The organism is Geobacter sp. DSM 9736, assembly GCF_900187405.1.
Lineage (GTDB): Bacteria > Desulfobacterota > Desulfuromonadia > Geobacterales > Geobacteraceae > DSM-9736.
The window spans coordinates 1595630-1613312 of sequence record NZ_LT896716.1 but is presented as its reverse complement, the minus strand read 5'-3'; the positions used below and the strand labels follow the sequence as shown (position 1 = coordinate 1613312).

The window sequence follows — 17683 nt, the reverse complement described above, 5'->3', positions numbered from 1 at the left end:
AGAATTTCTCAACAGTTACCAGGAAGCAGGGGAGGGAATATGGACCTTTTCGAATTTGCATTGAAGATGGAGATGGACGGGAAGGCATACTATGAAAAGCTGGCGGCGAGCACGAGTATCGGGGGATTCAAAGCCATATTTTCCCGTCTTGCCGCGGACGAGCAGAAACACTACGATGTGGTGAAGGATATTCAGGCGGGTACAGGGGCGGTGATGGCTGATACCACTGTTCTCGAAGATGCCAGGAATGTCTTTGCTGACCTCAAGGGAGACCAGTTCCTCAGGGAGATAAAGGAAGACCTGAATGCCTACGAGCATGCCAAGGAGATCGAAGCGGAGAGCGTCCGGCTCTACGAAGGACTCGCAGAAAAGGAGCTGGACCCGGATAACCGGTCTCTGCTGCTGAAGTTGGCAGAGGAGGAGAAAAAGCACTTCAACATCATGGAGAACCTCTACGACTTCGTCCTGCGCCCCAAGTATTACCTGGAATGGCGGGAGTTCAGCAACCTCGGGCAGTTGTAGCACGCACTACGCTTCAGCAAAAGAAGGCCGCTCAGATCAAAGTATGAGCGGCCTTCTTTTGTTGGCGCTGCAAATGCTTTGGCTTCGAGAACCTGTCGTGATGGTATTTGTATGAAGTCGCAATTTTTTTTTGAATAGGCAAAATGGGGCGAGCATGCTATCTGCAAACTGGTGTCTGTGCTTGCCGGCACTAGACAAACACCTGATCGAATGATTGCGGGAGGAATAATGCAGCAGTATCTGGAAGTCGCTATTGATGCGGCTCGGGAGGCGGGGGGGCTCCAGCGGCAGAGGCTCTGGCTGGAGCACGATATTGTCTTCAAGGGAGCGACGGATCTCGTCACCGAGGTGGACCGGATGTGCGATTCGCTTATCACGGAGCGGATCAGCCGCAGCTTCCCGGATCACGATATCCTTGCGGAGGAGAGCGGCCATCAGGCACAGCAGTCAGCTTACAAGTGGATCATAGATCCTCTGGACGGCACCACCAACTACGCCCACGGCTTTCCCTGGTTCTGCGTCTCCATCGCGCTGGAGATCGAGGGAACTGTCGGGATGGGTGTCATATACCACCCGATGATGGACGAGCTCTTTACGGTCATACAGGGGGAGGGGGCTTTTCTTAACGGCAGCCGCATCTCGGTCTCCGGCAGGGGACCGATCCGGAACACTCTTCTGGCCACGGGTTTCCCCTATGACCGCACACGGGAAAACGAAAACAATTTTGAGAATTTCGTCAACTTTCACATGGAGGCGAGAGGCATCCGTCGGGCAGGGGCCGCTGCCCTCGATCTCGCCTATGTCGCTGCCGGGAGGCTGGACGGGTACTGGGAGTGCAAGCTGAAGCCCTGGGATGTGGCTGCAGGACAGCTCCTGGTGAAAGAGGCGGGTGGAGAGGTGACTGGCTATTCGGGCGAAACCTATTCAATTTACAATCACCGGATAGTCGCCTCAAACTCGATCATTCACGAGGAAATGCTTGCAGTCCTGGGTAGAAATATTCTCCCCGGCTGAACAAGCTTTTGAAGAAACGGGTTGTTGAATAACCGCTAGTTTTCGCAGACGTCGAAGGTGTAGGTAGCCACGGGATTTCGCTGGATATCGTACTCCTGAACGGTGACGGAGCAGAACCCGTCGTACCGTGGCGAGTAGCTGTACTTGCTCTCGTAAAGAAGAGGGATGTCGGGCTGCCTCCCGTCCCGTGCCTGATGGGCGACCTCCCGGGCAAACCCTTCCCGTGTTTTATCTACCGGAGTTATGTAGGAGGGGTACGATTCTCCCTGGATGCGATTGTCCCGGACCAGGTAGCGGGTCATCTTCACGACATTCTTCTGGTCGAGCACGGCCTCCTCGACGGCAATGACGGCGCAGCCACGTTCCTCGTTCTCGAAATATCCCTTTATGCCGCTATTTTTCACCGGCTGCCGTCCGTTCCGGGCAACTTCCACTGCCACCCGCTCTGCACGGTTCGAGGGAGGATTGCCTGCGGGATGCATCTGCCAGACTTCACGTTCCGGCATTACATGGCTATCTTCGAGAGCAGCACATCCGGTCAATGTGGCGAGGATGGGTACCAAAAGCAGGAAAAGGCGATTCTTCACAGTTTGTCCTTTCGTTCATCTCAGATCGATTCAGGGGTAGAGACCACGTAACTGGGCTGCTTCCAGAACCCGTCCGATCCCGAGGATCTGAGCCGCAGTCCTGTTATCAACATCTTTCTCCTCGGCTATCGCCATGACTTTCTTGAATGATGCAGTCATGATCTGCCGCAGCCGCTTGTTTATTTCCGCTTCGTCCCAGAAGTAATTCTGCAGGTCCTGAACCCATTCGAAGTAGGAAACGGTTACTCCTCCCGCATTGGCAAGGATGTCGGGTATGATGAAGACCCCCTTCTCCCGGAGAATTTCGTCAGCGATGGGCGTGACGGGGCCGTTAGCTCCTTCGGCTATCATCCGCGCTTTTACCTGTCCCGCATTCTCCCGGTGTATGACATTTTCAAGGGCAGCCGGCACCAGAATGTCGCAGGGAAGTGCAAGCAGATCATCGTTGCCGATAGGGTCGGAGCCGGGAAAGCCATGAAGAGTGCCGGTCTCGGCGTAGTGCTTCTGAAGCTGGAACGGGTCCAGGCCGTGGGGTGAGTAGCACCCTCCGTTCTTCTCGCTGACCGCTATCAGTTTGACCCCTTCACGAAAAAGGTTGCGTGCGGCGGAACTGCCTACGTTGCCGAAGCCCTGAACGGCTGCCGTTGCATGCGATAGATCCATTCCCAATTTGCGTGCGGCTTCCAGCACCATATACACCACGCCAAGCCCCGTTGCCTCACTTCGCCCCTCTGAGCCGCCGATAGCAAGGGGTTTCCCGGTGACCACCCCCGGCACTACGTGACCGATCTGCATCGAATATGTGTCCATCAGCCATGCCATTACCTGGGAATTGGTGTTGACATCGGGAGCGGGTATGTCCCTGTCCGGCCCGATGAAGCTCAAGATCTCGGCAGTGTAGCGCCGTGTCAGCCGTTCAAGCTCTCCCGGAGAAAGCTCGGCGGGATCGCATTCCACCCCACCTTTGGCGCCTCCGAACGGGATGTTCATAACCGCGCACTTCCATGTCATCCACGCTGCCAGCGCGGTGACCTCGTCCAGGTCGACACTTGGGTGGTACCTGATTCCCCCTTTAGCAGGACCGCGCACCGTGCTGTGCTGGACCCGGAATCCTTTGAACACCCTGATCCTGCCGTCGTCCATCCGCACGGGGACCGATACGAGCAAGGCCCGTTCCGGATGCCGCAGCTTCTCCAGCATGTCCAGACTGCAATCCAGGTGCTTTTCCGCTTTTTCGATCTGCGCGAGTACCATCTGCCACGGGTTGATTTTAGTGGTTTCATCGGGGGGCATAGGACCTCCTTAACGGGAATCTCCACATCTTATCGTTAACTAATAATTTTTCTAGAGATAATTATTCTGCCGGATAAGAAGCGGAAGGAGAGAAGGTAATTGACGAGATTCAGGTCCGGCAGCTTCCGATGCCGCAGAGGGTGCGGCAGGCCCTTCGGCCGGATGCCGAAAGGCCTGGTTTATCCCACTTGCCAGAATATGTGTTTTCAGCGAACTATCAAAAGCCGCCGGTGCCGGTGCGGTGGTTTCTGTTGCCGGAAGATGGTGTGCGGCTGCTGGTGTAGGCGCGGAAACTTCCTCCCGCTCCTGCGCCGCTTTCATCGACGTCATCGCCTGCAGTCGTGCCGGAACCGGACATTGAGCGTGTATCCTCGGTTTCGGAACTGCTGCGCTCCTCGCTGCCCTGAGAGCCTCCGCTTCCCCGTCCGCTCTCCGTTTGGGAGCCACCGGTACTGCCTCCACCCATGGTCCCGATTCCGGTATGGCTTCCCGTTCCCCTGCCATGCTCAACGTCGGCAGGCATACCTGTGCCGGTTCTGCCGTATGCATCACTGCTCCCTCCCGGACTGCTTCCCGTGCTTCTTCCGGTCGTACAGCCGGTGGTGAGGGCGAGGCTGCAAAATGCGAGAATCGCGACGATGTTGCGTGGACTCATGGCTCTTCCTCCCGATAATTTGAATTGTCGATCCACAGAAAGTATACCTTTTGAATTTAGAGAGACAATCGAAGGGGGGAGGGGGGCGGAACCTTTGAAAATTGGTTAAGTGGGGGGGATTACTGGCAAAAAGTAGCAGCAGGAATGATTTTACGGTACCGGTTCCTATTCAGGAGAGGGACCCGAGGCCGAGCGGGGGTCCCCCTCCTGCTGTTTCAGCAGAGCATCAGCCTGCCAGTTTGACTTCTATCTTTCGCGGCTTCGCAACTTCTGCTTTCGGAATATGGAGGGTAAGGACGCCGTTGGCGAGGCTTGCGTGAGCCTTCTCATGGTCCAGTGTTTCCGGTATCTGGAATTGCCGGTAGTAGGGGGCCAGCTCGAACTCGGTGTAGATGGAACGTCCCGGCATTTCCCGTTTGACCTGTGCGCTGATGGTGAGAATGCCCTTCTCCACGTTCACATCGAGGCCGTCTTTGCCGGTTCCTGGCAGGTCCGCTACGAGTCTCAGCCCTTCTTCGACCTCGAATATATTCACTGGGGGCTTCAGGTACTTCTCGCTGGCTCTGGTTTCTTCACGTCCTTGGGCCGTGCCCTGTGCGCCGGGCCGTGTAATCGTGTCATTTGCCATGGCTAGCTCTCCTTGTCGATTTCAGGAAGGTTTAATCTCTATCTTTTTCGGTTTTGCCGATTCAGGTTTGCCGAATTTAAGGCGCATGACCCCATCGCGATACTCCGCCGTCACATTCTCCGAGTCGACCTCCACCGGCACTTCGATGGTCCGTGAAAACCTGCCGAAACCGAGTTCGCTTCGATGGACTACCTGCCCTTTCTCTTCCGCAGGCGGTTTCCGCTCTCCTGAAATGGTTACCGTGTTGCGCAGCACGGAAAGGTCGATTCCGGCAGGGTCTACTCCGGGAAGCAGTGCATCCAGGTAGACATGTCCCTCATCTTCGCTCAGGTTGATCAGGGGGAATCGGCGTGGCGAGACAGGGGTAAGGAATCCGCTGAGGGGGCGGCTCCCGCCGAAACTGCGAAAGGCATCATCGATTTCCCTCCTCAGGTTGTCCAGTTCTCTGAACATATCCCAGCTTGCCATTGTGATATACCTCCTTTCGTTTCGATGCTTCATGCGAAAGGTAATCATGGGGGGAAGGAAAATCAAGAGGGGACCGAAACAGACTTGTAGGGGGGGATACGCGGGATATACTTTTATCAGGAGGATACGGCCCCGTCCCCGCACGACGCGGAGCACGAGGGCCGGAGACTGCGAAAGGAGGATGCCATGCTTTACACCATCGCTATCATACTCCTTGTATTGTGGCTTCTGGGAATCGTTACCTCGTACACCATCAGCGGGTTCATACACGTACTGCTCGTCATCGCCATCGTCATGATACTTCTGCGGCTGATTCGCGGGGACAGGCCATTGTAGGCGGGCTTCGGAACTGCGATTATCTTCTCCGGGTTGATCTGCGGTCCGGGCCTTCGTAGGTTCCCCCGAAGCCCCGGACTGCGTCCTGCCCTATCTTCGCCCATCCATCGAGACGCCTGAAAGCCAGGAGCTCTCCATTCAGAATATGGTTCGAAAGAGCCCGCTCATCCACGAGTCCTATCCGCTTGTTGTCATAAATCACCCTTATGAGCAAGAGCACACCTCCACTGGATTTGCAAACTCCAATTTTTGCACAGGAACCTGTGTTGTCAACCCCGGTATCTCGATTTCCTTCTGCCGCTACTCCCAATAAAGACGCCTACGGTGCGCTCGTGAAGGGAAGACCTGCATCTTTCCAGGCGGCTACCCCTCCACGCAATGCACTTACATTTGTGTAACCATCATTCTGTAGTTTGGCTGCCAGACCGGCAGATGTATGTTCTTCGGGTCAGGCGCAGTAGAGAATGATCTCCTGGTTTTTGTCGAGGCCCGGAAGGCGTGAGGTGAGTTCCTGCATGGAGAGTGCCCCTTCGAGGCGATTTCTCCGGAACAGCTCGTCGCTTTCGTAGGCGCAGGCTAACAACGCTTTCCCTGAAAGCGTCCGCTGCCGTGCGTCTGTCGGATCGACACGTCGTATTTCCATTGTCTCAGGCATAGGTGTTCCTCCTTTGTTAGAGGTATTCGGATAAAGTGTATCGGAATCTGCAGCAGGGACAAGGAGCCGGCTTGACGGCGAAACGTGATGGTGGTATTCGTTTCGAACTAAGGAGGGACCATGATGGATGTTCTGGAGGCCATTTACAGCCGGCGAAGCATTCGTACCTTCACCGCGGACACGGTGAGCCGCAACCACATACTCGAAGTGCTCAAGGCGGGGTCATGGGCGCCATCGGGGCTTAACAACCAGCCGTGGCGGTTCGTTGTGGTAAGCGATCCGCAACTGCGCGCAGAGCTGGCAAAGCTGACGCGCTACCGGCACGTGCTCGAAGGGGCGCCGGTTGCGATTGCGGTGTTCTGCGATCGTGCCGCGATGTATAACGATGTGAAGGACCACCAGGGTATTGGGGCCTGCCTTCAGAACATGCTTCTCGCAGCCCACGCCCTTGGGCTCGGAGCGGTATGGCTCGGGGAGATACTGAAAAATGCGTCCAGGGTGCGGGAGCTTCTGGAACTTCCTGAAGGGGAAGAATTGATGGCGGTGGTGGCTCTTGGGCATCCGGCAGACAGGGATCAGCGGTCGAGCCGGAAAAATCTTGAGGATTTGATCCTGAAGGAGCTGTAGCGAGTGTTTCTCGAAATTATTCTGCTAATCCTGAAAAAATGTTTCAAAGTTCGATCCGGAACTCCGCACCTTCTCCGGTGTTCCTCACGCTCAGTGAGCCGTTCATATTCTTTTCGATGATGACTTTCGACATGAAAAGACCGATTCCCGTACCGCTTCCCTTTGTGGTGAAATAGGGGTCGTACAGCTTCTCGATGATCTCTGCCGGTATGCCGCCGGCATTGTCGCTTATGGTGGCAATGATCTTCCCCCCTTCTCCGAACAGCCGGATAGCGATCATCGGTTTCGTGACCTGCCGTTCAATGCATGCATCCCGTGCGTTGTTCAGGATATTGAGCAGCACTTGGGAGAACTCGTTGGGATACCCATCTATAGGCATAGACCGGCTGGATTCGAAGTTGATGAGAATGCCCTGGGTAACAAAGTTCTTTTCCACGAGAGCTATGGTTCTTCTGATTGTTTCCTCCAGGTCGAAACGGACCTTCTCTTTATTCGGCCGGAAGAAATTCCTGAAGTCGTCGATGGTTTGCGACATGTGTTGAATCAGCTGCATCGCCTTGGCGACATTGCCGTCCAGGTACCCTTTCGAGAATTCACCCACCTCGTAAATGATCGGCATCTCCTGTACCAGCAGACCGAGGGTGTTCAGGGGCTGCCGCCACTGGTGGGCGATGTTTCCGATCATCTCACCCATGGCTGCCAGACGGCTCTGGTGAATGAGAACCCGTTCCCGTTCACGCAAGGCCTCCACCGCCTGCATTCGTGTCTGCATTTCCGCTCGCTGGGCATCTTCCGCCTTGCGCCTTTCCAGCGCCTCCTCCTTGAGTGCCTGTATGACTTCCGCCAGCTCGGCTGTCCGCTCGAAGACCCGAACTTCCAGTTCGTCCCTGGCTGCTTTCAGCTGCTCTTCAGCCCGTTTCCTGTCGGTTATGTCGCGTGCGTATCCTGCCAGGCCTATTACGTTTCCCCACGCATCCCGCCAGGGCTCGAAGGTGGCTTCGAACACAACCCCGCTTCCGCCGATGTTAAGGGGGACGTCCACCGTCATTGCCTGCTCTTTTTCGATTACTCTCTGTTTGATGTGCGTCAGAAACCGTGCGTCGTCTGCGGAGTGAAAGTCGAAGTCGGTCTTTCCCCTATACTCGCGTGCCGTAAGAGGGGAGTCGGGCTTGGCCACCCATACATAACGAAGATCCCGGTCCTGAATGAAGATGTTGTCCGGAGATTTTTCCGCCAGAAAACGCAGAAGCTGCTCGCTCTTGCGAAGACTTTCCTCGGCCACCTTACGCTCTGTGATGTCCAGGTTGGTACCGATCATCCGTGAGGCTCTGCCGTCCTCCAGGTAGCTGAACCGTGCCCGGGCCTCAAGCCAGCGTACTTCACCGGTAGGTCGTACGATCCTGTAGTCGAACACTACCCGCTCAAGGCGCTCCTTCGTCCACTGCTCAATCCGTTCTTCCAGCCCCATCAGGTCATGCCTGTGTATCCGGCCGATCCAGTCCGCATATGTGCCGTCGAAGGTGCCAGGAGACAGCCCGAAAAGCTCCTCCATCTGAGAACTCCAGACGAACTTGCCGCTGATCATGTCCCAGTCGAATATGCCGATCCGGCCCGCCCGCTGCGCCAGATCGAGCCGCTCCTCGCTTGCCAGGAGCGATATTTCCCGCTGCTTGACTTCGTCTCCCGATTCGATATGTCTGATTCCGAGGGAGGCGAGGGAGGCGAGCTGCACGAGTATCGCTTCATCCTCTGCGGAAAATTCCTCTCCATCCTCCCTGTCCGTTACCATTATGACACCGGAAGCGGTTCCGTCCTTGGCAACAAGCCTGGCACCCGCCAGCCCGCGCAGCCGCTGGATCAGCTCCTCGGGGAGCCGTTCCCATGCGGGATGCCTCCGCAGTTCGGCATCGGAGAAATGGAAGGAAATCTCCTCCTGCAAACGGCGGGACAACAGCCCGTCGGTTTCGTCGCACAAAGGATGTTCGGCAGAGAGGGCGGGCACTCCGTCAGCTGATGCGCAGATGCGGAGTGTGCCGTCGCGAAGCTTTGCGCTGACGGTTGCATGTCGGGTTCCGGTGAGTTCGAGAGCGGCGTCGCTGATCTTCTGGAGGATTCCCTCAACGGTTGTTTCCGCGAGGAGCGTGGTGGATACGATTACGAGCTGGTTCAGTCTCTCAAAGTATGCCTGGCGGACCTCTGCGCGGCGAAGGCCTTCCCTGTCGGCCGATTCCTGCACCGCCCTCCGTATCGCGGACACCAGCCGCGCCGGGTGGTCTTTGAGGATGTAATCGGTGGCTCCCGCCCGCAGGACGTCAAGCGCCTTTTCCTCTCCGATGTGTCCGGTAAAAAGGATGAATGGGGTGGCGAGCCTTCTTTCCCGTACGAGTGAAAGCGCTTCGAGTCCGCTGAAGGAGGGGAGCTGGTAATCTGCGAGGATAAGGTGAAAACTCTTACTTCCAAGGGAGGTGAGGAACCGTGATCGGTCGTCGACCCAGACGATGTCGGCCGCAATGCCTTCGAGCTCCAGTTGCTCCCGCACCAGCTCGGCATGGAGGGGGTCATCTTCCAGGTGCAGGATGTGGAGTCTTTCCGGCAAGACGTGCCCTCCTCAGGTTTCAGGCCGCACCATCTTTAATACATATTAACTAATAAATCAAGAGGGATTCGGGCCATTACTGTAGCCGCAACACGTTTTCGAAAGCCGCAGCAGCCGGTGACAACTGGCGTCCCGCGCGCGCCACGAGGAAGAACTCCCTGGTAATCGCGAGGCCCTCCACGTGAACCGCAGCCAGTTCTCCCCGCTCAATCTCCTTTGCCACTGAAACGAGGGACAGAAAGGATATGCCGGCCCCTTCCGCTACCGCATGCTTGACCGCCTCGTTGCTTCCAAAGTATGCCCTGACGCGGAGGGACTGAACCCGTACTCCGGCGTGCTCCAGCGCTTCCATTACTGCGTTTCCCGTGCCGGAGCCCGGCTCCCGTAGGATGAAATCCTCGGCCGCCAGCTCTTCGAGCCGGACTTTCCTGCGACGTCGCCACGGATGCTGGCGGTTTACGACCAGGCGGATCGTATCCCTTCCGACGGGGAGGAAGGTGCATTCATCGGTCGCGAAGCGGCTTCCGACGACACCGATCTCAACATCGTCCTTGATTACTCTAAGGAGCGTTTCCCGGCTGTCACCCTGAAGCACCGTTACCTTTATTCCTGGAAATCGTGCGAGCAGACGCGGGAGCGCCGCCGGGATCAGGTAGCTGCCCGGAATGTTGCTCCCTCCGATTCTCAGGTGGACGTCGTCGAGCCCTTTGAACCGATCCATGACCCTGTAAACCTCCCGTGCCTCGGCTACAAGCCGCTGCACCTGTTCGAGAAGGACCTTTCCTCCTTCCGTCAGCAGGGCTCCGCGTCCTGTCCGGTCCAGAAGCTTTACGCCGAACTCCCGCTCCAGCGCCGCAATATGCTGGCTCACAGTGGATTGAGTGATGAAGGAGGCTTCCGCTCCCTTGGAGAAACTTCCGCTCTCCGCCACCGCCTGGAATACTTCAAGCTGCTTCAGATTCATATCGTCTCCACATATTTACCAAAACGATAGTACCAATCGGTTTCATTGAAATTATCAATTTGCAAAGCAAGGGTCAACTGGTTTACTAACAACAGCCGACACCGGTCTATCAACGTCAAGGGGTATGAGGAGCAGATGCGATCCATAGACTGCAGGAAGATGGCATGTCCGCTGCCGGTTGTCACGGCCAAGCGGGCGCTGGAAGAAGGGGCGGGAGCTCCGGTGGAAATTCTAGTGGATGGGGGAGCGCCCCGTGAAAACGTCGCGCGTTTCGCGACTACACGAGGCTGCACCGTGCTGGAGCGGGAGGTGGAGGGAGGATATTCACTGACGCTGCAGCCCGAGAGGACCGCAACCGCTTCCCTCACACGGTCCGAGAGCAAAGGGAGAAACGTTATCCTCGTTGCCTCCGACGCGCTAGGGGAGGGGCCGGAAGAACTGGGAAGGCTGCTCATGAAGAATTTCATCATCACCCTCCTCGATGTCACGGACCTTCCCGACAGGATGCTCTTTATCAATCGTGGCGTCCTCCTCACTACGGAAGGATCGGAAGTTCTGGAAGCCCTCGATCAGTTAGGGAACCGAGGGGTGGAGGTCATGTCGTGCGGCGTCTGCCTCGATTTTTTCGAGCGGAGGGAGGAGCTGCGGGCGGGAACGGTAACCAATATGTTTACGATTGCCGAGAGCCTCCTCCAGGGGCCTGTTGTTCGGTTGTAATTGGTTAACTTCCGTCGCTTGGAGAGGCAAAAAAATATGTATAGGGAACGGACAACACCTCCCTTTTATTATTTCTGATGCCTTCGGGGCGTTGCCCCGTACCCCACGTACTTTCTTTGGCTCGGCTCCAAAGAAAGTACGCAAAGAAAGATCCGCCCGGAACATTTCGTCCCTTCGGGATTCCCTCCCTCGTCAGTCGGGCGGGGAATTCTGTAAAGTCGCTTCGCTCCTGGACAGAATTCCCCTTCCCGCCCGGCTTCCTCACTCGGCGAAATGTAACGGAGAGGCCGCGGAACCCGGCCTAAGGCTTTAACCACTTAAGAAAGGAACCTCAATGCTAAGGCTACAGATTATTGCGATGGCAATGCTGCTGACAGTGCTTGCCGCCATTCCGGCGGGAGCGTGGGGCTACCAGTACGTAACGCAGGACCAGTTCCGCGAATGGCTCCTTACCGGAAGGCCGACCATCATCGTCGACATTCAGGAGCCGGCGGATTTCGAGAAGCATCATTTCCGTGGCTCGATCCGTACCGAGGCTTTCCCTGTCAAGAGCGAGAGTGAGCGGCGGAAGCTCGATGGCGCGGTTAAGGTGGCGGCATCATCCGGCAAAGAGGTCGTGATAGTGTGTCCGCGGGGTGGCGGTGGAGCGAAAAAAACCTACGACTACCTGAAAGAGAAGGGGATCGATGAAAAACGCCTCTTCATCCTTGAAAAGGGGATGCAGGGGTGGCCGTATCCCGAAATTTCGGTGCGCCGTTAGTTGTGGAAGGTTAGCAGGTGCATGGCTTCTAATCAAGGAGGGCTTTTATGAAGAAGATACTTGTGATGCTGATGCCCCTGATCCTGCTCTGCGCAGGGGCGACTGCCTGGGGGGCGGCGTCCGCAGGCGGCGTAATTACCGTTGACATGGATCTGTCAGGACAGGAAGCAGGGAAGGAGGTGAAGCTGTGGCTACCTTATCCTGTTTCGGACAGGGATCAGCAGATCGGCGACATCAAGATCGGCGGCGATTATGCGGAGGCTGCGGTTTACACCGACCGGCAGAACGGCACACCCATCCTCTACGCCCGTTGGGGTGAGGATGCACGCAGCCGCAAGCTCAGCCTGTCGTTTTCTGCAAAGCGGCAGGAGCTTGCCCTGCGTGATTTCCCAGAGAAGGAAGCTGCGTGGGACACGGCAGACTATCGCCACTACCTCGTGCCTTCGAGCCTCGGGCCCACGGACGGTGAAGTGAAGAAGCTGGCCGATAAGATCACTGCAGGAAAGAGGACGGTGCTCGCCAGGGCGCGGGCCATCTACGACTGGACCTGCGACAACATGTATCGCGACCCCGACACCAAGGGATGCGGAAAAGGGGACGTCTGCGAGCTGCTCAAGAAGCCGGGGGGGAAGTGCACCGACATTTCTTCGGTCTTCATCTCACTATGCCGGGCTGCCGGGATACCCGCACGGGAGATCTTCGGCATCCGCCTCGGGAAGAAGTCCGGCGAGGACATCACCACCTGGCAGCACTGCTGGGCCGAATTCTATCTTCCCGGCTACGGGTGGGTGCCTGCCGATCCGGCAGACGTGCGTAAGGCGATGCTCGTGGAAAAGCTCGGTCCGCAGGACCCCAAGGCGAAGGAGCATCGGGAATATTTCTGGGGAGGAATCGATCCGTACCGGATCAAACTCGCGGTGGGAAGAGATCTCGTGCTCAACCCGCCCCAGGCGGGCGCGCCCCTCAACACGTTCGGGTATCCCTATGCAGAGGTGGGAGGAAAACCCCTCGACTTCTACGATGCGAAGAGTTTCAAGTACACCATCGGTTACCGGGAAAAATAAGTCATGTAACGAGATTACCGTGACGCTGTCATGAGGCAGGACCGCATGTCCGGAGCAGTTGCTGCTCCGGACTCAGGCTGTTTTGACAAACCACCCTTTGTTATTGATAGCGCCATCGTAGGGGGTGCGGAGGCTCTCGCAGGAAAGCTACGACGCAAAGCATGCCGCCTCCCGTAGCACCTTTTAAACGGTTACATCAACTGTTTCTGCTCGCTCGTAATATGGAGGTCGCGCGGGGTATCTTTCCCGCGAGAACCTCCGCCCCCCCTTTGGATCACCGTTGTCAGCTTTATCAGCAAACAAAAGCCCGGAGCAGTTGCTGCTTCGGGCTTTTTGTCGAAAAACGGGAAAATTCAGGTTGTTCAAAAATAGCCAGATCGTCGCACCCGCAGAAAGCCCCACGGAGGCGTAGCAGCGCTACGCCGCACACGGCGGCTTTCGAGGACGGCGGCGAGATGGCTGTTTTTCAACAACCTCCTACCCTCGAATCAGTCGCCGGAGCAGCTCTGCCTGCTTCTCCTGCTCGTCCGCCATCTCTTCATACCGTTTCTTCTCTTTCGGCAGGTCATTTCCCAGCTGCTCAGCGATCCGGCGCAGCATAGCAATTTTTTCCTCCATCGCCGTCAGTGCCGAGTAGAGTGCCGCCGTGATCTGTTCCGACTGATCCGCCACGAGGCTTCCCGGCATGTAAGAGTGGCCGACGTGACAGCGATAGCGGGTCAGCTTTCCTTCCTCCACTTCCCACAGCGAACCCCTGCAGGCAGGGCAGGTATAGACCGAGGGGGTGCCGATTTTATCCATATCCTCGATGCTCCTTTCGAGCATCGCCGCTTCCGCTTCTATCCGGATCTTTTCCGGCATGGGGTGGGTGACGCCGGTTTCCAGCGGCTTGCGCGCGAGGCTGTTCAAGAGCTCGGGCAAGTCTTGGAGCGGCAGGCAGTGGTCGATATCTAAATTGTTAAGCGCACTCAGCGGCATGCAGGGAAACAGGGCATCGGACGGCTCCTGCACGACCGTTGTGCCACCGCACGTTTTCACCGCCCACAGGCCGGCAGTGCCGTCGTCCATGGTTCCGGAAAGAACTACGCCGACAACTCGCGGCCCGCATGACCAGGCGGCCGAACGGAAGAGGGGGTCGATTGCCGGGCGGTGCCGGTTCTCCCTGGGACCGCGCATGACGCGCATATGGTCTGCTTCGACGAGCAGGTGATGATCGGGTGGCGCAACGTAGATATGTCCATGCTCTATCGTCGTTCTGTCACCTGGAGACATGACGGGAAGCCTGCTCCTCTTTGCAAGAATAGAACTGAGAAGGCTCGGTGAGTGCGCGGGAATATGAAGAACAATAAAGAGGGCCGCCGGCAGATCGTGCGGAAGCTCCGCAACCAGTTGCCGAAGGGCTTCCACCCCCCCTGCCGAAGCACCTATTGTGATGATGTCGCGACCTTTCATATTAGCCTCCGGTCTCGGTTGCAGCGGTTTCTTGAAATATTCTATCACATGTGCGTTTGCCGGTTAGGCTGATCGGCTACTTACCCAAACGATGCGCGGATGCGATTTCGACTTTGCTATACTTGATGAGACAGGGAAGTGAAACCATTGCAAAAACCTTAACTTTTCATTTTCTTTTACAAATTTTTGATGTAGTAGTTGGACGGTTACATACGGTCACACAGCGCCCTGCGAGGGGATTTCAGACGGTTCGACAACGCCGGTTCCGAGGAAACGATGGCTACCAGAAAAGAAACAAAAAAGAATAAAGACAGCAAAGAAACCAGGACAAACAGGGGGAGCGCAGAGGGAGCCGTCGCAAAGAAAGCGCCGGCGAAAAAGCTGACAGCCGCTGAACCTCAACCCGTGAAACCGTTCTACATAGTGGGTTTCGGTGCCTCCGCGGGGGGGATCGAAGCGCTCAGCGAGCTGTTTGAAGCTATTCCACACGACACCGGCATGGCATTCATCGTCGTCCAGCACCTGGACCCGACCCATGCGAACATGCTTCCCGAGATAGTAGGGCGGAAGGCTGCCATCCCCGTGAAAGAAGCGATGGACGGGGTCGAAGTAAAGGCCAACTGCGTCTACATCATACCGCCCAACAGCCAGATGACCATCAAGCAGGGCCATCTGAAGCTGGCGCCCCGTGATCAAACGGCGGGCAAGTTCTTGCCCATCGACTTTTTTTCAATTCCCTGGCAGATGAACGAAAAAACATGGCGATCGGCGTCATTCTTTCCGGAACCGCCAACGACGGCACCCAGGGCTTGAAGGCTATCAAGATGGAAGGCGGGCTCACCTTCGCCCAGGACGAGGTTTCGGCCAAATATCCCGATATGCCGCGCAATGCCATCGCCGCCGGCATTGTCGATTTCGTGCTCCATCCCGCTCATATCGCCAATGAACTGGCGCGTATCGGCAAGCATCCGCTGATAGTTGTTGCCGAACCGGGTGGCCAGATCGAGCGGACGGAGCAGGCGGAGCGGGCCGACCAGGCCGAGCTGTATGATATTTTCCGCATGCTGCGCATGTCGTCGGGTATCGATTTTTCCAACTACAAGCTGAACACCATCCGCCGCCGGATCTCCCGGCGCATGGTGGTCACCAAAGTCGAGGCCCTCGCCGACTACACACAGTATCTGAAGAAGAACGCGGCGGAGCTGGATGCCCTGGCGGGGGACCTCCTCATCAATGTCACGAGCTTTTTCCGCGACCAGGAAATCTTCGACCTCCTCAAGGCGAATCTGCTCCCCGAGCTCTTGAAGCAGAAGGGGACTTCCCCTTTGCGCGTCTGGGTACCCGGCTGTTCCACCGGAGAAGAGGCCTATTCGCTGGCGATCTGCATGCTGGAGTGCTGCGCCGAGATGAATCTGCGTGTCCCGATCCAGATATTCGCCACCGACATCAGCGAATGGACGGTGGAACGCGCCCGCGTCGGGATCTATCCGGAGAGCATCGCCGCAGAGGTCTCCAAGGAGCGTCTCAGACGTTTTTTCACCAAGGTGGAGAGCGGCTACCAGGTGAGCAAAACGATCAGGGATGTCTGCGTCTTCGCCCGGCAGGACCTGGCGAAGGACCCCCCTTTCTCCCGGATGGACCTGATCAGTTGCCGAAACGTCCTCATCTACCTGGCGCCGGTACTGCAGAAGAAGATCATCCCCACCTTCCACTACGCCCTCAATCCCGACGGCGTGCTGATCCTCGGCTCTTCCGAAACCATAGGCGGCTTTGCCGACCTGTTCATGCTCATGGACAAGAAGTACAAGATTTACCGGAAGAAGCAGGCGGTGTACCGCGTCTCCCCCGACTTCCAGCTTGCCGGGTACGATGAAAAGCAGGTGCCGGGAAAGAAAGCGCAGGTGGAGATGCCCGGCGAATTCGACGTGCAGAAGGAAGCTGATCGGATGATTCTTGCTTCCTACGCGCCGGCTGCGGTGCTGATCAACGAGCACATGGACATCCTACAGTTTCGGGGGCGAACCGGCAATTTCATCGAACCGATGTCGGGATCGGGCAGCCTCAACCTGATGAAAATGCTGCGCGAAGGGCTGCTGCTGGAGGTGCGTGCACTGGTGCTGCAGGCAAAAAAACAAAACGTTCCGGTACACAAGCGGGAGGTAATTCTTCACGGCAACTGCGAAGAGAGGCGGGTGAACCTCGACGTGGTGCCGGTCCGCCCACCGGATCAGAAGAAGCCGCATTTTTTCCTCGTCATTTTTCGGGACAGTGCTGTCGTGATGCATGCGGAGGCCCCCAAAGCGCCCACGGGCCGAAAGCGGGAATTGCGGGATTTCGAGCTGCTGCGCACCGATCTGCAGAACACGAGGGAATACCTCCAGGCGACCCTGGAGGAAAAGGACTCCATGAACGAGGAGTTCCGTGCTGCCGTGGAGGAGATCCAGTCGAGCAACGAAGAGCTGCAGTCGACCAACGAAGAGCTGGAAACGGCCAAGGAGGAACTGCAGTCCACCAACGAGGAGCTGATCACCGTTAACGAGGAGCTGCAGACGAGGAACGCCGAGCTGACCCAGGTGAACAACGACCTGTCGAACCTGCTCAACAACGTCAGCTTCCCGGTGGTGATGCTTACCACCGATCTGCGGATCCGCCGCTTCACCCCCATGGCCGAGAAGATCCTCAACTTCATTCCAAGCGATGTGGGGCGGCCTTTCTCAGATCTGCGCTTGAGAATCGACTTTCCCAATCTGGAGGGGTTGATCCACGAGGTGATCGACACTCTCGTGCCGAAAGAGCTGGAGGTGCAGGATGCCGAAGGCCGCTGGTATCAGCTGCGCATACGCCCCTACATGACGCTGGACAAGAAGATCGACGGCGTGGTGATAGCGCTCCTCGATATCAGCGACATGAAGCTGCATCTCGAAAGCCTGCGGCAAGCCCAGGAATTTGCCAACGCCATCGTAGAATCGATGCCCGGTCCGTTCCTGATCCTGAGCACAGATCTGATCGTCGAGCAGGCCAATCGCGCTTTTTATGAGAGGTTCCGGGTGACTCAGCAGGAAACCGAAGGGAATTTTCTCTTCAACCTGGGTAACGGACAGTGGAACATTCCGGCCCTCCGCAAGCTCCTGGAGAAGGTGTTACAGGAGGATGGCGGTTTCGAAAGGTTTGAAGTGAGCCATGAGTTCCCCAGTCTGGGGAAGAGACACATGCTGCTGAACGGCCGGAAGATTTATTGCGCCGAAGGCAATGAAAAAATACTGCTGGCGTTCGAAGAAAAGCAGGACTGATGCTGCACAAATTCCCCTTCCGTTCATCCGGCGTTTTCTACGGGAAAAGATGGAT

General features: G+C 56.9%; 18 protein-coding genes and 1 pseudogene. 9 read left to right on the top strand and 10 right to left on the bottom strand.

The window, feature by feature from the left end:
- Window positions 1-39 precede the first annotated feature (39 nt).
- Together CFB04_RS07350 and CFB04_RS07345 are read left to right on the top strand one after the other, a co-directional pair.
- Window positions 40-522 (top strand): ferritin family protein, encoded by a 483-nt coding sequence (locus CFB04_RS07350; RefSeq protein ID WP_088534669.1) that lies wholly within the window; start codon window positions 40-42, stop codon window positions 520-522.
- Window positions 523-750: 228 nt separating this feature from the next.
- Window positions 751-1536, top strand: coding sequence for an inositol monophosphatase family protein (locus tag CFB04_RS07345; RefSeq protein WP_088534668.1), 786 nt, complete (start codon window positions 751-753; stop codon window positions 1534-1536).
- A 35-nt stretch (window positions 1537-1571) separates the two neighbouring features.
- Here the strand turns inward: CFB04_RS07345 and CFB04_RS07340 are convergent, their stop codons facing one another.
- The 5 genes from CFB04_RS07340 to CFB04_RS07320 form a co-directional block, all read right to left on the bottom strand.
- On the bottom strand, window positions 1572-2123 hold the full coding sequence (locus tag CFB04_RS07340) for a hypothetical protein (RefSeq protein WP_088534667.1): 552 nt from the start codon (window positions 2121-2123) through the stop codon (window positions 1572-1574).
- A 30-nt stretch (window positions 2124-2153) separates the two neighbouring features.
- The gene (locus CFB04_RS07335) at window positions 2154-3416 is read right to left on the bottom strand and encodes a Glu/Leu/Phe/Val dehydrogenase (RefSeq protein WP_088534666.1); all 1263 of its coding nucleotides are present in this window, start codon (window positions 3414-3416) and stop codon (window positions 2154-2156) included.
- Between the two features lie 217 nt (window positions 3417-3633).
- Window positions 3634-4071 carry a hypothetical protein gene (locus CFB04_RS07330; RefSeq protein WP_088534665.1) on the bottom strand — a complete coding sequence of 146 codons (438 nt, stop codon included), beginning with the start codon at window positions 4069-4071 and terminating at the stop codon, window positions 3634-3636.
- 226 nt (window positions 4072-4297) lie between these two features.
- Complete coding sequence (locus CFB04_RS07325) at window positions 4298-4699, bottom strand: Hsp20/alpha crystallin family protein (RefSeq protein ID WP_088534664.1); 402 nt, start codon at window positions 4697-4699, stop codon at window positions 4298-4300.
- A 21-nt stretch (window positions 4700-4720) separates the two neighbouring features.
- Window positions 4721-5167 carry an Hsp20/alpha crystallin family protein gene (locus tag CFB04_RS07320; RefSeq protein ID WP_088534663.1) on the bottom strand — a complete coding sequence of 149 codons (447 nt, stop codon included), beginning with the start codon at window positions 5165-5167 and terminating at the stop codon, window positions 4721-4723.
- Between the two features lie 186 nt (window positions 5168-5353).
- Here CFB04_RS07320 and CFB04_RS17870 point away from each other — a divergent pair, with 186 nt between their 5' ends.
- Window positions 5354-5503 carry a lmo0937 family membrane protein gene (locus CFB04_RS17870; RefSeq protein ID WP_157698748.1) on the top strand — a complete coding sequence of 50 codons (150 nt, stop codon included), beginning with the start codon at window positions 5354-5356 and terminating at the stop codon, window positions 5501-5503.
- A 19-nt stretch (window positions 5504-5522) separates the two neighbouring features.
- Here CFB04_RS17870 and CFB04_RS07315 read toward each other — a convergent pair whose 3' ends face one another.
- Both CFB04_RS07315 and CFB04_RS18520 read right to left on the bottom strand, forming a co-directional pair.
- A complete protein-coding gene (locus tag CFB04_RS07315) occupies window positions 5523-5717 on the bottom strand; it encodes a GSU3473 family protein (RefSeq protein WP_088534662.1) in 195 nt (64 codons plus the stop codon).
- 234 nt (window positions 5718-5951) lie between these two features.
- A complete protein-coding gene (locus tag CFB04_RS18520; RefSeq protein WP_088534661.1) occupies window positions 5952-6158 on the bottom strand; it encodes an ArsR family transcriptional regulator in 207 nt (68 codons plus the stop codon).
- Between the two features lie 123 nt (window positions 6159-6281).
- Here CFB04_RS18520 and CFB04_RS07305 point away from each other — a divergent pair, with 123 nt between their 5' ends.
- Window positions 6282-6785 (top strand): nitroreductase, encoded by a 504-nt coding sequence (locus tag CFB04_RS07305; RefSeq protein ID WP_088536738.1) that lies wholly within the window; start codon window positions 6282-6284, stop codon window positions 6783-6785.
- Window positions 6786-6828: 43 nt separating this feature from the next.
- Here CFB04_RS07305 and CFB04_RS07300 read toward each other — a convergent pair whose 3' ends face one another.
- Window positions 6829-9381 carry a PAS domain S-box protein gene (locus tag CFB04_RS07300; protein WP_088534660.1) on the bottom strand — a complete coding sequence of 851 codons (2553 nt, stop codon included), beginning with the start codon at window positions 9379-9381 and terminating at the stop codon, window positions 6829-6831.
- Between the two features lie 76 nt (window positions 9382-9457).
- Window positions 9458-10345, bottom strand: coding sequence for a selenium metabolism-associated LysR family transcriptional regulator (locus CFB04_RS07295; RefSeq protein WP_088534659.1), 888 nt, complete (start codon window positions 10343-10345; stop codon window positions 9458-9460).
- Window positions 10346-10480: 135 nt separating this feature from the next.
- Between CFB04_RS07295 and yedF the strand changes: the two genes are divergently transcribed.
- The 3 genes from yedF (at window position 10481) to CFB04_RS07280 (ending at window position 12886) form a co-directional block, all read left to right on the top strand.
- Window positions 10481-11062 carry a sulfurtransferase-like selenium metabolism protein YedF gene (gene yedF / locus CFB04_RS07290; protein WP_088534658.1) on the top strand — a complete coding sequence of 194 codons (582 nt, stop codon included), beginning with the start codon at window positions 10481-10483 and terminating at the stop codon, window positions 11060-11062.
- A 334-nt stretch (window positions 11063-11396) separates the two neighbouring features.
- Complete coding sequence (locus tag CFB04_RS07285) at window positions 11397-11822, top strand: rhodanese-like domain-containing protein (RefSeq protein WP_088534657.1); 426 nt, start codon at window positions 11397-11399, stop codon at window positions 11820-11822.
- A gap of 47 nt (window positions 11823-11869) precedes the next feature.
- Window positions 11870-12886, top strand: a complete 1017-nt coding sequence (locus CFB04_RS07280; RefSeq protein ID WP_088534656.1) for a transglutaminase family protein — start codon at window positions 11870-11872, stop codon at window positions 12884-12886.
- Window positions 12887-13363: 477 nt separating this feature from the next.
- Here CFB04_RS07280 and CFB04_RS07275 read toward each other — a convergent pair whose 3' ends face one another.
- Window positions 13364-14338 carry a chemotaxis protein CheB gene (locus CFB04_RS07275; protein ID WP_088534655.1) on the bottom strand — a complete coding sequence of 325 codons (975 nt, stop codon included), beginning with the start codon at window positions 14336-14338 and terminating at the stop codon, window positions 13364-13366.
- 276 nt (window positions 14339-14614) lie between these two features.
- On the opposite strand from CFB04_RS07275, the pseudogene CFB04_RS07270 reads away from it, so the two are divergent.
- Together CFB04_RS07270 and CFB04_RS07265 are read left to right on the top strand one after the other, a co-directional pair.
- Window positions 14615-15228, top strand: a pseudogene (locus tag CFB04_RS07270) (chemotaxis protein CheB); the annotation flags it as partial.
- On the top strand, window positions 15217-17628 hold the full coding sequence (locus CFB04_RS07265) for a CheR family methyltransferase (RefSeq protein ID WP_369833284.1): 2412 nt from the start codon (window positions 15217-15219) through the stop codon (window positions 17626-17628). The pseudogene CFB04_RS07270 and the gene CFB04_RS07265, both read left to right, overlap by 12 nt.
- Window positions 17629-17683 lie beyond the last annotated feature (55 nt).